This is a genomic window from Stenotrophomonas beteli (assembly GCF_001431665.1).
In the GTDB taxonomy this organism is placed as follows: domain Bacteria; phylum Pseudomonadota; class Gammaproteobacteria; order Xanthomonadales; family Xanthomonadaceae; genus Stenotrophomonas; species Stenotrophomonas beteli.
Map to the genome: position 1 here is coordinate 55,530 of NZ_LLXV01000057.1, position 12,692 is coordinate 68,221.

The 12,692-nt window shown below is 68.4% G+C and carries 9 protein-coding genes; 6 read left to right on the forward strand and 3 right to left on the reverse strand.

Features of this window, described 5'->3' with window-relative positions:
* Positions 1-115: 115 nt before the first annotated feature.
* Positions 116-3,919: a LamG-like jellyroll fold domain-containing protein gene (locus ARC23_RS15550; protein ID WP_057498036.1), complete on the forward strand. Its 3,804-nt coding sequence runs from the start codon at positions 116-118 to the stop codon at positions 3,917-3,919.
* A 34-nt stretch (positions 3,920-3,953) separates the two neighbouring features.
* Here ARC23_RS15550 and ARC23_RS15555 read toward each other — a convergent pair whose 3' ends face one another.
* Genes ARC23_RS15555 through ARC23_RS15565 form a run of 3 tightly spaced genes read right to left on the reverse strand, consistent with a single transcriptional unit; the run spans position 3,954 to position 7,186 of the window.
* The gene (locus ARC23_RS15555) at positions 3,954-4,541 is read right to left on the reverse strand and encodes a cysteine dioxygenase family protein (protein WP_005421147.1); all 588 of its coding nucleotides are present in this window, start codon (positions 4,539-4,541) and stop codon (positions 3,954-3,956) included.
* Between the two features lie 51 nt (positions 4,542-4,592).
* Positions 4,593-6,215, reverse strand: a complete 1,623-nt coding sequence (locus ARC23_RS15560) for a carboxylesterase/lipase family protein (protein WP_057498037.1) — start codon at positions 6,213-6,215, stop codon at positions 4,593-4,595.
* Positions 6,212-7,186 carry an alpha/beta hydrolase gene (locus ARC23_RS15565; RefSeq protein WP_057498038.1) on the reverse strand — a complete coding sequence of 325 codons (975 nt, stop codon included), beginning with the start codon at positions 7,184-7,186 and terminating at the stop codon, positions 6,212-6,214. The genes ARC23_RS15560 and ARC23_RS15565 overlap by 4 nt, the downstream gene beginning before the upstream one ends.
* Before the next feature lie 174 nt (positions 7,187-7,360).
* Between ARC23_RS15565 and ARC23_RS15570 the strand changes: the two genes are divergently transcribed.
* The 5 genes from ARC23_RS15570 to ARC23_RS15590 are packed head-to-tail and all read left to right on the forward strand — an operon-like array spanning position 7,361 to position 12,665.
* Positions 7,361-8,188 carry a 2-keto-4-pentenoate hydratase gene (locus ARC23_RS15570; RefSeq protein WP_057498039.1) on the forward strand — a complete coding sequence of 276 codons (828 nt, stop codon included), beginning with the start codon at positions 7,361-7,363 and terminating at the stop codon, positions 8,186-8,188.
* A gap of 40 nt (positions 8,189-8,228) precedes the next feature.
* A complete protein-coding gene (locus tag ARC23_RS15575; protein WP_057498040.1) occupies positions 8,229-9,230 on the forward strand; it encodes a TRAP transporter substrate-binding protein in 1,002 nt (333 codons plus the stop codon).
* A 10-nt stretch (positions 9,231-9,240) separates the two neighbouring features.
* Positions 9,241-9,771, forward strand: coding sequence for a TRAP transporter small permease (locus tag ARC23_RS15580; protein ID WP_005421135.1), 531 nt, complete (start codon positions 9,241-9,243; stop codon positions 9,769-9,771).
* A gap of 3 nt (positions 9,772-9,774) precedes the next feature.
* The gene (locus ARC23_RS15585) at positions 9,775-11,058 is read left to right on the forward strand and encodes a TRAP transporter large permease (protein ID WP_005421133.1); all 1,284 of its coding nucleotides are present in this window, start codon (positions 9,775-9,777) and stop codon (positions 11,056-11,058) included.
* Positions 11,059-11,075: 17 nt separating this feature from the next.
* On the forward strand, positions 11,076-12,665 hold the full coding sequence (locus ARC23_RS15590) for a family 43 glycosylhydrolase (protein ID WP_057498041.1): 1,590 nt from the start codon (positions 11,076-11,078) through the stop codon (positions 12,663-12,665).
* Positions 12,666-12,692: the final 27 nt, after the last annotated feature.

A 12,692-nucleotide genomic window follows, 5' to 3' on the forward strand; every position in this document is an offset into this window, starting at 1 on the left:
TACGCGCCGCGGTTCGCCATGACCGCTGCTGCGCCGCAAGGTGCCGCTGCGGCGTGGCCTTGCTACGGTCCGGCGGCCCGCCGCCGGCCGTCGCCCGTTGAAAGGAAATGTCTCCATGCCGCACCGCACGACCGTGTTCCGCTGCCTGCTGCTGGCAGTGGCCCTGGCTGCAGGCCCCGCGACGGCCGCCGCCGATGTCCCCACCCTGCTCTTCCATGTGGATGCCAATCACGGCCTGCAGGCCGTGACCGCTCACGGTGAGGCCGTAGCGAACTTTCGCGACAAGGTCGCGGTGGTCGACGATGGCGAGCATGGCAAGGCCATCCAATGGGAAGACGACGGCGTGCTTGCCTGGGATGCGCCGGGCAACATTCTGGCCCAGCGCGGCACGCTGGCTTTCGACTGGCGTTCACGCTACGCGGTGGGTGAAGCGCCGTTCGTGATCTTCCGCGTCGGCTACGCCGACCACAGCAGCTGGGACATGGCCTGGCTGCGCATCGACTGGAACGGGCATGGCTTCGATGCCTTCGTCACCGATGCCAACCTGGCACGCACCCGCGTGTCGTTCCGCATGGATGCACTGCCGCGCCCCGACCAGTGGTTGCACCTGGCCTTTGCCTGGGACGAGGACCAGGGCGTGCGCCTGTTCATCGATGGCCGCGAAGTGGCGCGCGCGCAGGCCACCGGCGATTACGATGCCGCGCTGGACCAGCTTGGCCTGGCCGGTCGGGTGATGGCGCCGTACCAGGTGCAGAGCCGCTACAACTTCCTGCGTGGCAGCGATTTCCAGCACATCCGGGTCTACGACCGCATGCTGGATGTGCCAGCGGTGGCAGCGCTGGCTCGCGGGCGCGAACCGGCCAGCGCCGTGGGGGTTGCCGATGGCACGCGCGCCTGGCGCCACCGCTTCGGCTGGGAAGGGGCTGCACCCCCGGCGGTGGCGGCGGGCGGCACCCGCATCCGCAAGATCGAACTCGCCGACACCCGTGACCTGAAGGCGTGGATGTGGAAGGCCACCGATGGCATCGCCGAAACCACCTGGCCGGGCGTCTACAACCGCTCGCGCCTGCCCGGCCGCAATGACTACTTCCAGCTTCCGGACTGGAACACCTATGTGGAAGGCGGCCAGCACCTGGACCTGACCCTGCCGGCCACCGAAACGGTGAACCGGGTGGAGATCCGTGGTGCGGCCTTCGGCACCCTCTCCCACGGGCCCGACGCCGGACATGCCACCGACGTGCTGGTCACGCGCCCGCGCGGCGTGGTGCGCAGCGTCGACGACATTGCCGCACAGCGCGGCGGCGTGCTGCGCTTCAGCAACGTCGAGCAGGAAACACCGATCCAGGAAATCTGGGCCTACCACGTGAGCGAGGGCGGCGAGCCGGAAGGCACGGTGAAGCAGACCTACATCATCGACAGCCACGCGCTGCCCGACTACACCAACCTGGACGCATTGCGCCGCTACATCGATGGACGTTTCCCGGCCGCCGAACGCAGCACGGTGATGGCGCTGCCGAAGGGCGCCGGTTCCCGCCGCCGGGATGCCGGCACCCTGCCTGCGCATCCGCGGCCCATCGTGCACGTGCTGATCCCTTCCGGGGTGGGCGATGCACCCGCCAACCAGCCGCTGATCCGCAGCTGGGCCTACAGCTGGGAGAACATGCACGACGGCCTGGACGGCGTGGCCATCGACCTTCCCGCGCTCAACCTGCCGCCCACCCACGATGGGCTGATCCCGCTGAACATCCGCATCAAGGATCCGATCTGGCCGGCGCGCGACATGATCGACGTATCGGTGTCGGTGCCACCAGGGCAGAAACGCACGCTGTGGCTGGACCTGCGCGATCGCATCCTCACCCCGGACAGCCTGTGGCTGAGCATCGCCTCGGCCGCACCGGGCTTCGATGCCGATGCCCTCGACGGTGCGCAGGTCCGGCTGGTGTTCAAGCCGCGTGCCGACGCGCTGAGGGAGCACGTGGCCGACCGCTTCAACCAGGTCCGCGACAACTGGGGTTTCCTGGTGGAGGAGCACACCACGTCCAAGCGCCAGCGACTGTACGCGCGCGTGTATGCGGACCTGAGCGACCTGCTGCGGGTGGACCCGGACCATGAACTCGGCCGCCTGTACTGGAACTACATCAGCTACAACAGCCAGGGCCGACCGCCCTACACGGCACCCGCCGTGCCCAGGGGCGTGCCGGCGTGGGCGTTCAACCAAGTGCAGGACCTGGCGCAGGTGCGGCAGTTCGTTGACTGGTGGATCGATGAACGGCAGGTGGCCTACGGGGATTTCGGCGGTGGCATCTCCGACGATTCCGACCTGACCCAGCAGTGGCCGGGGCTGGCCCTGATGGGTGTGCAGCCGGATCGATTGAACGCCTCGCTGACCGCGCTGTCCGATGCGGTGTACCGCAACGGCATGTTCAGCAACGGCTTGAGCACCATCGAGACCGACGAGCTGCATTCCTATGAGGAAGGCATCAACACCAACAGCGCCATGCTCTACCTCAACTGGGGCGATCCGCTGACGCTGGAACGCCTGATGGAAACGGTGAAGGCCTTCGACGAGCGCATCATCCTGCGCAACCCGCAGGGCCACCTGCTGTTTTCCAGCAACTGGTTCGGCGGCAACAAGGTCTACCGCGAACCGAACTGGCAGTGGCAGAAGCCGTATTCTTTCCCGGTGCTGCACCCGGCGTTCCTGCTGGGCCAGTACAACGCCGATCCCACCGGCCGCGCGCTGGTGATCGGCCTGGCCGATGGCTATCTGGCCCACGCAGGCAAGGACGACAAGGGACGCTTCACCCTGCCCAACGAGATCAACTGGGCCAGCGGTGCCACCCGCGGCGGCGAGTTGAACAACGGCTCCGGCAGTGGCGACACGATGCACACATTCTGGGCGGCGTGGCGCTGGAGCGGCGATGCGAAGTACCTGCAGGCACTGGACTACCGCGTGGCTCGTGGCGGCCCGGGCGCACTGGCCAACCTGGGCGAGAACGTCGTGGACGTACTGGGCCGGCAACAGGACTGGTATCCGCTGCTGCGCGCCGAGGCGGACGCGGGAAAAACCGGCTTCGCCAGCCTGATGGCCTGGCAGGCCAGCGGCGACAGGTCATACATCGCCGCCCTGCATGCCGACGGCCTGCAGGCGAAAGTGCAGCGCGCGTACATGAACACCGAGGGCCACTGGTGGTCCGACCGCGTGGAAGCGCCCAGTGAATTCCTGCAGCGCGCACGCCTGGGTGGCGTTGCGCTGAAGCGCAACCAGAGTTGGCCCGGTCACGCCGTCAGCTGGCGCTTCGACCGCGAGGGAGCGGCCGAACAGGTCGCCCTGCTGGTGCATGCGCCGTCGCGTGAACGTTTCACCGTTACCAGCTACAACCTGGGCACGCGCACCATCGGCGCCGACATGACCGGCTGGAACGTGGCCAGCGGGACCTGGCGGATACGCAGCGGCGTGGATGCCGATGGCGATGGCCACATCGACGGCACGCCCGCCGAACGCCGCGTGCAGCTGGAAACCAGCGCTTCGGTAGCGCTGCAGTTCCGTCCCGGGCGTACCGAGGTGTTCGAGTTCGAACGCGTGTCCGAGGGAACACCGGTGGAAACACGGCCGGACCTGGGCGTGGGTCGCGGCGACGTACGCATCGACGGCAGCCAGCTGCAGGTGACCGTGCACAGCCTGGGCCATGTCGGCACCGGCGTGGGCGTAGCAATGCTGGAAGACGCGCGCGGTCGCGAGATCGCCCGCACGGACGTGCCGGCGCTGGGCGCACCCAGTGACCTGCAGCCGAAGACCGTGCAGGTCCGGTTGCCGTTGCCGGCCGGCGACCGCAGCGGCCTGCGCGTGCGCGTGGCGCTGGCCGACGGTGGCGAGGAAGTGACCCGGCTCAACAACGTGGTCGGCGTGCCACGATGATGCCTGCATTACGCCCGGCTTGATCCGGCGCGGGTCAGGACGCCTCGGTCTCCAGCCGCTTCATCCGGCGCTGGTACCAGCCATCATCCAACGGCTCGAACACCGCGCTGCGTTCCATCACGCCCTCGTAGACGTGCAGCGACACGGCCACGTCCGCGTCGCTGGCGTTGCACAGCGTGTGGTACTCGTGCGGCGGAATCAGGCTGCCGGCACTACCGCGGTGGCCGTACAGCGTAGGCTGGGCGGCAAAGCGATGACGTTCGCCATCCTGTTCAATCAGCGCATAGGGAGTGACGATCAGTTCGCCCTGCCAGACACCTTCCACGCACCACATGGCATCGTGGTCATGCAGGGGCGTGCCCTGGCCTGGGCCCCAGCACATGGCGATGACGCTGTAGCCCAGGGTCGGGCTGCGGTGCAGTTCACGGCGTGCGTAATGCCCTTCGACCGGGCGCCGCACGCAGGGGGGCAGCTGGATGGACGGATCGACGATGGCCTCGCGCAGCACCCGCTGCAGCGCACCGGTGATGGCCTCCGGCGTACCCAGCATCACCGCGGCATCGATCGCAGCGAACAGCCGCTCCCGGCCGGTGAATGACGGTGGCAAGGACATCGTTCCCATGTCCCGACTCTAGCCGAGAGGGGTTAACAGAATGTTTGCACCGCGGTGTCATCACTGCGTACCGCGCTGCACGAACGGTACTTTCGCGTACAGCGCACGTTCGCCGGCACGAGGATCGTCCACCACGCCGCTCTGGCGATCGAACAGCATGGTCTGCCGCCGGGGCAGCGCGTAGGATGGCCATTGCGGCATTCCGCGATGATTGGGGTCGCCGTTGCGCGCGAAGGCGATCAGTGCGTCGCTCATTGTCGCCGCCAGCGTATGCGCATCCGCGCCGCCACCGGTGCGTGCGCCGGGCAGGCCGGCGTTGTCGAACACCAGTGGGATGTCCAGCGTGTGGAAGGCGCGCAGCCGGCCTTGCTCCACCGGTGAGCCCCAGTCCAGCTGGTAGGCCCAGGTGGGCGCGGCCCCACTGGGCTGGCGCGCACGCGCTTCCAGTTCTTCCACTGCGCCGCGCCAGGAACGGCCTGCGGTAGTGGCCGCGAAGAACACCTCCGAAGGCGTGTAATGCGGGTACAGGCGCCGATACTCGGCGATCACCGCCTGCGGCAGCAGATCCACGAACTGCTGGCGTTGCAGCTGTGCCGGCAGCGTCTCCCAGGTCAAGGTGAAGTTGGCCGGATCGTTGCCGAGGAAGGCGCGGGTCTCGTCGCGCGTATTGCCGATCACCATCGGAATGCTGGCCGACTGCCGCGGTGCCTGCGGCCAGAACGGATGCACCGGAAGGGAGACTTCGTCCAGTACCGGCCCGAAGTACAGCGATGTGCTTTCCACCCGCGATGGATCGCGGGCACGGGTGGCTGCAAGCAGATCGGCGGCCGGGAGCCGCAGCAGGGCAGACAGGTCCTTTGCACCCACTGCCTCCATTGCAATGGCGGCGCGCTGTGCGGCGGCACGCGGGCCGGCCGCGGTGACCTGCTGCCCGCTCATCGTCCACGCGCGCTGGAACAGGCCGCGTGCCGCCGGCATCGCCATCAGCGTGGCGATCTTGGCGCCGCCCCCGGACTGGCCGAACACGGTGATGTTTCCAGCGTCACCGCCGAAGATCGCCGCGTGTTCGCGTACCCACTGCAGCGCCTGTACCAGGTCGAGCTGGCCGACATTCCCCGACGCGGCGTAGCGTGCGTCGCCAAGTGCGCCCAGGTACAGGTAACCGAAGGTGTTCAGCCGATGATTGACGGTCACCACCACCACATCGCCGCGGCGGCACAGCGCACTGCCGTCGTACAGCGGATCGCTGCCGGAGCCGTTGTTGAACCCACCCCCGTGTATGTAGACCAGCACCGGGCGGCGGCCGCCATCCCCCAGTGCGGGGGTCCAGACGTTGAGGAACAGGCAGTCTTCGCTGCCGGGGCCTTCCGCGCCGCCCTGCGGTGCGGCCGCGCCATAGTCCAATGCATCGGCGATCCCGTTCCATGCCGCTTCCCGGCGTGGTGGCTGGAAGCGATGGGTGCCGGTATCGGCGCCGTAGCGCACGCCGCGGAATACCAGCACGCCTTGTTCATGCTGGCCGCGCAGGCGCCCCCCGCGCACGCGGACGATCGGCAAGCGTTCGTCGCGTGCACCGGGCAACGCCGCTGCCGGCAGTGCCACCAGCGTGGCCGTGGCCAACGCCCAGCGCGCGCTGTCGCGCAGGAAACGGCGGCGCTGCAGATCGTCGGGTGCTCCCGTCATCGGCTGCCCTCCGCACCCTTTCCTGCTGTCAGCCATGCCTGTGCCAGCGCTGGCCACTGCGCCAGGGTGGAGCCGGGCTGCAGGTGCATGCCGAAGCCGTGGCCACCATGGGCGAACACATGCAGTTCGTGCTCGACACCCGCCCTGGCCAGCGCCTGCGCCATCGCCTCGCTGTTGTGCACGCTGACCACGCGATCGTCGTTGGCATGGATCAGCATGGTCGGTGGCATGTCCGCGCGCACGTGCTCCTGCACCGAGTACTGGGCCGCCAATGCGGGGTCAGGGTGCTCGCCCAGCAATCGCCCGCGCGAACCGCTGTGCGCATGCGCGCCCATGTCGATGACCGGGTAGACCAGCACCGCCCGTGCCGGGCGCGCGCTCAGTTGATCGATCGCATCGCGTGCGGGATAGACCGGCGCATCGAAGCCAGTGGCCAGCCGCGCAGCCACGTGGCCGCCGGCGGAAAAGCCCATGACCGCCACATTGTCAGCCTCCAGGCCGCGGCGTGCGGCCTGGTCGCGCACGACCCGCAGCGCACGCTGGGCATCGGCCAGCGCCGCCTGGCGGTCCCTGCCCGGCTGCGGCAGGCGATAGCGAAGCACGAACAGGGTGAAGCCTGCCCGCTGCACCCAGTCCGGTACCAGCGCGCTGTCCTCCTTGTCGATCACTACCCGCTGGTAGCCGCCGCCCGGGATGACCAGCACCGCCTGCCCGTTCGGACGTGGCGGCGCGTGCACGATCATGTACGGCGCATCGATCCCGTCCACGAACCGGTCCGGATGGGCCGGTTCGGGGCTGCGCTCAACCACCCGCGCCTTCCGTGCCGGAGCGCTCAGGCCAGGAACCTGGCCGTCCGGCCACAGCGGCAGGCGTTCGCCCGCCACCTCCCCGGCAAGTCGCTGGCCGTCGCGCAGCGGGACGTCGGTGGCACGTGCCGGGGCTACCGTCAGCAGAACGGACAGGCACAGCACAAGAGGGGGCAGACGCATGGCGGACCGGGCTCCAGCGAAGGGTGGGCAGCGTGCCGCAGGCGCCCCGGAAGCGGGTGTGATGCGCTGCGGCTTGCGTGATGACACCGGTTTACCATATACACCTCCTGCAGACGCTGTCGATGGGCAGTGCAACAACGCAGAGGGAGACCGTTCTTGAGCAACGAACACGGCACACAGGGGCAGAGGCCGGCGCCGGACGGTGCAGCCGCCATCGCCCGCGCCTTCACCGATGCACGCCGCGCAGGCAAGGCCCTGCCCGCGTTCCCCGGAGAGATCCCCGGCGATCTGGTGGCTGCCTACCACGTGCAGGACCAGGCCATCGGTCTGTGGAGCGATACGGTGGTCGGCTGGAAGGTGGGTTACATCGCTGCCGAGCGCCGCGACGGCTCCGGCGATGAGCGCCTGCTGGGGCCGATCTTCAAACGTCAGCTCTGGAATGATACCGGTGGAACAAGCGACATCCCGGTCTTCGTCGGGGGCTTCGGCGCAGTCGAAGCAGAGTACGTGCTGGAGCTGTTGGAGGACGCGCCGGCCGGACAGCTGCACTGGTCCCCGGAACAGGCCGAAGCGCTGCCTGCGCGCCTCTATATCGGCGTGGAAGTGGCCAGCAGTCCGCTCGCCACCATCAACGAACTCGGTCCGCGCGTGGTGGTGTCCGACTTTGGCAACAACAACGGCTTGGTGCTGGGCCCGGAGATCGTCGACTGGACCGGACGCGACGAAAACTCGCTGCGTGCCGAGACACTGATCGAAGGTGAGGTGGTCGGCACCGGTGGCGCCACCCGCCTGCCCGGTGGCCTGCGGGCGGCCTATGCCTTCGCGCTGTCCCGTTCGGCCCTGCGTGGCCGGCCGCTGCGCAAGGGCGACCTGATCGCCACCGGCAATGCCACCGGCATCCACGATATCGAGGCAGGACAAACGGCGCTGGTGCGCTTTGCCGGCTTCGGTGACATTGCCTGCCGGGCCGTGCCCGCGGGATGACCGCGGGGCTGCCCTGGTGAACACGCGCGGGAGGGCGCAGATGATCACACGACGTAACTTCCTGGCCGGTGGCGCTGCTGCCCTGGTTACCCCGATGCTCGCCGCCTGTGGCCGCGGGCCGGGCAGCGATATGGCCGGTGGCGCGCTGTTGACCGCCACCGACGTGCATGTGGCCGACTACCCTACCGTCACCGCGGTGAAGTGGATCGGCGAAACGCTGCAGCGCGAAACCAACGGCCGCCTGCGCCTGCGCCAGTACCACTCCGGCCAGCTGGGCCGCGAATCCGAGGCGATCGACATGGCGCGCTTCGGTGCCATCGATATCACCCGCGTGTATGCCGGTGCGCTGAACAATGCCTTTCCGCTGACCCAGGCGCTGTGCCTGCCCTACGTGTTCACGTCGGTGGCGCACCAGCGTGCCGCGTTGGATGACGGCGTGGCCGAAGCCGTGCTGCGCGGCTTCCAGGGCCGCGGCCTGGTCGGCCTGGCGATCTACGATTCCGGTGCACGCTGCTTCTACAACACCAAGCACCCCATCGTTTCGCCCAAGGACCTGCACGGCCTGAAGCTGCGCGTCGCCTCATCGGACATCTTCATCCAGCTGATGCGCCTGCTCGGCGCCAACCCGACGCCGATGTCGCTGGGCGACACGTTCTCCGGCATGGAAACCCACATGATAGATGGCGCCGAGAACAACATGCGCAGCTTCCATTCCAGCCGCCATTTCGAAGCGGCGCACTACTGGTCGCAGAGCGACCATTCGTACGCGCCGGACGTGTTGCTGATGTCGCGTGCCAGCTTCGAACGCCTGTCGCCCGACGACCGCCAGCTGCTGCTGCAGACCGCGCGCGCATCGGTGAAGGTGATGCGCGAGCAGTGGGATGCGTCGGAGGACGCCGCACGCCGCGCCGTGCTGGCCTATGGGGTGAAAGCCAACGAGGTGGACATGCCCGCCTTCCGCACCGCCGCCCAGCCGCTGCTGCAGCAGTACCTGCAGCAGCCGGAGATCGCCGCGCTGGTCGACCGCATCCGCGCCGCCTGAGGACACTGCCATGACCGAGACGACGACGCCCGCCACCGGGCCTGGCCAGCGCCTGCTGGACCGCATCGCCGACATCGCCATCTACGGCGCCGTTGCTGCCCTGCTGGGGCTGGTGGTGGTGCAGGGCTGGCAGGTGTTCGCGCGCTACGTGATCAACGATTCGCCCAGCTGGACCGAGCCGGTCACGCTGCTGCTGCTGGCCACGGCGATGAGCCTGGGTGCCGCCTGCGGTGTGCATACCAACCGCCACTTCGGCTTCTTCCTGCTGCATGCCTGCATGGGCCCCGGCCTGCGCCGTGCGGTGGACGTGCTGGTGCAGCTGGTTGTGGCGGTGCTGGGAGGCTTCATCGCCTTCTGGTCGGGCGATCTGCTGCTCGACGGCCTGGACATCAAGACCGCCGGCGCCGATCTGCCGCAGAGCATCAACTACCTGCCACTGGCGGTGGGCGGCGGGCTGATGCTGCTGTTCGCGCTGAACCGTGCGTGGAACGCGCTGCAGGCCCGCGCCACCGGCGCCGAAGACGCTGAAGGAGATCGTTGATCCATGGGTATCACCATCCTGTTCTCCGTGTTTGCCGTGTTGCTGCTGCTCGGCGTGCCGGTGGCTTACGCGCTGGCCGCAGCCGCGCTGGCCACTCTGCTCTACCTGGATATTCCCAGCATCGTGCTGGTGCAGCAGATCTCGGCCGGTACCGGCTCGGCCTCGCTGATCGCCATTCCGTTGTTCATCTTCGCGGGCGAGATCATGATGCGCGGCGGCATCTCGGAGCGCCTGATCGCCCTGGCCTCGTCGCTGGTTGGCCGCTTGCGCGGTGGCCTCGGCCAGGTCTCGATCCTGTCCTCGCTGTTCTTCGGCGGCGTGTCCGGCTCGGCCATCGCCGACGTTTCGGCAGTCGGCGGCACGATGATCCCGCAGATGGTCAAGCGCGGCTACGACCGCGATTTCGCCGTCAACGTCAGCATTACCGCCGCGCTGGTGGCGCTGCTGGTGCCGCCGTCGCACAACCTGATCCTGTTCTCGGCCGCTGCCGGCGGCGGCCTGTCCATCGCCGACCTGTTCGCCGCCGGCATTGTCCCCGCGCTGCTGATGACGCTGGCGCTGATGGTCACAGGCTATGCGGTGGCGCGCCGCCGCGGCTATGGCGTGGAGGTCTTTCCCGGCTGGCGCGCCGTGGCCCTGCGCATCGTCTCCGCCCTGCCCGGCCTGGGCCTGGTCGCGCTGATCTTCATCGGCATCCGTGCCGGCATCTTCACCGCGGTGGAAAGCGCAGCCATCGCCGTGGTCTACGCCTTGCTGGTGACCACCGTGCTGTACCGGCAACTGCGCTGGCGCGAGTTCTTCGACACCGTCATCCATGCCGCGCGCAGCACGGGCGTGATCCTGTTCGTGATTGCCACCGCCGCCGTGTTTGGCTGGCTGCTGGCCTACCTGCAGGTGCCCGCGGCCGCCGTCGAGTTCCTGCAGTCGTTCGCGCACAGCCAGTTCATGGTGCTGCTGATGATCGTGGTGATGCTGCTGCTGCTGGGCACCTTCATGGACCTGGCGCCGATGATCCTGATCTGCACGCCGATCTTCCTGCCGGTGGCCCGCGCCTACGGCATCGATCCGATCCACTTCGGCCTGGTGCTGGTGCTCACCGGTGGCCTGGGTCTGGTCACGCCCCCGGTAGGCTCGGTGCTGTTCATCGGCACGGCCATCGGCAAGATCAGCGTGGGCCAGAGCATGCGCACCATCTGGCCGTTCTGGTTCGCCGCGCTCGCCGTGCTGCTGGTCGTGGCCTTCTTCCCCTCACTGTCGCTGTGGCTGCCCGCCGCGCTGCGCGGCTGAGCCACAAGGAGACTGCCATGCGTGCACTGCGTATCGCCGCCACCGTCACTCTGCTCGCGCTGTTGCTGCCGGCACGGCCTGCACCCGCGGCGGAGACCGCGCGCGCCCCGGCGCAGTGGGCGCGGGGGCTGGAACAGCAGCGCCAGGCGGACCGTGGCGATGGCACGTTCCTCAATCCGGTGCTGGCCGGCGACCATCCGGATCCCTCGGTGCTCAAGGACGGAGACGATTACTACCTCACGCTGTCGTCGTTCGACGCCTATCCCGGCCTGCCGATCTGGCACTCGCGCGACCTGGTGAACTGGCAGCCGCTGGGCCATGCGATCACCCGCAACGTGGGGGCGATCTGGGCGCCGGACATCGTCAAGCACCGGGGGCGCTACTTCATCTACTTCCCGGCCCGCACCGGCGAGCGCCGCAGCAACTTCGTGGTCTGGGCCGATGACATCAAGGGCCCGTGGAGCGCGCCGATCGACATCGGCCTGGGCGGCTACATCGATCCCGGCCATGCAGTGGGTGAAGACGGCAAGCGCTACCTGTTCCTCAGTGGCGGTGATTACGTGCAGCTGGCCGACGACGGGTTGAGCGTGGTCGGCACGCCGAAACACGTCTATGACGGCTGGCGCTACCCGCAGGACTGGGACGTTGAGGCCTACGCGCAGGAAGGCCCGAAGATCCACGTCCGCGACGGCTGGTACTACATGACCACGGCAGTGGGTGGCACCGCCGGTCCGCCGACCGGGCACATGGTGATCACGGCGCGCTCGCGTTCGATCCACGGACCATGGGAGAACGCGCCCAACAACCCGATCACGCGCACGCAGTCGGCGGCCGAGCCCTGGTGGTCACGCGGCCACGCGACGGTGATCGAAGGGACCGATGGACGCTGGTGGATGATGTACCACGGGTACGAGAACGGCTTCTGGACGCTGGGTCGGCAGGCCCTGCTCGAACCGATCGAATGGACCGCTGACGGCTGGTTCCGGGCCACCGGCGGCGACCTCGGCCAGCCACTGCGCAAGCCGGCCGGACAGGCGCTGTCGCCTCATGGCATGGCGCTGTCGGATGATTTCCGCGGCAGCACGCTTGGCCCACAGTGGGCGTTCTTCAACCCGGCGCAGGACGAGTACCGCCGGCTGGGCTTCAGTGGCAACGGCCTGGTCCTGCAGGGCAAGGGCAGCACGCCGCGCGATGCCTCGCCGCTGACCACCATCGCCGGCGACCGGGCCTACCAGTTCGAGGTGGAGATGGAGATCGCCCCCGGTGCCGTGGGCGGCGCGCTGCTGTTCTACAGCGACCGGCTGTACGTGGGCGTGGGCAGCAACGGCGAGTCGTTCATCATGCATCGCTACGGCGAGGAGCGCCCTGCCCGGCCGGCGCCGGGCCGCGGCGGCCGGCTGTGGTTGCGGGTGACCAACAACCGCCACATCGTCACCTTCCACTCCAGCACCGACGGGCACACTTGGCAGAAGTATCCGGTTCAGATGGAAGTGTCCGGATACCATCACAATGTCGCGGGCAGGTTCCTGGCGCTGAAGCCGGCGCTGTATGCGGCCGGCGACGGTGCGGTAACCTTCCGCAACTTCCGCTACCGCGCGCTGGACTGAGCGCGGAGCCGGAATCCCCAGACTTAC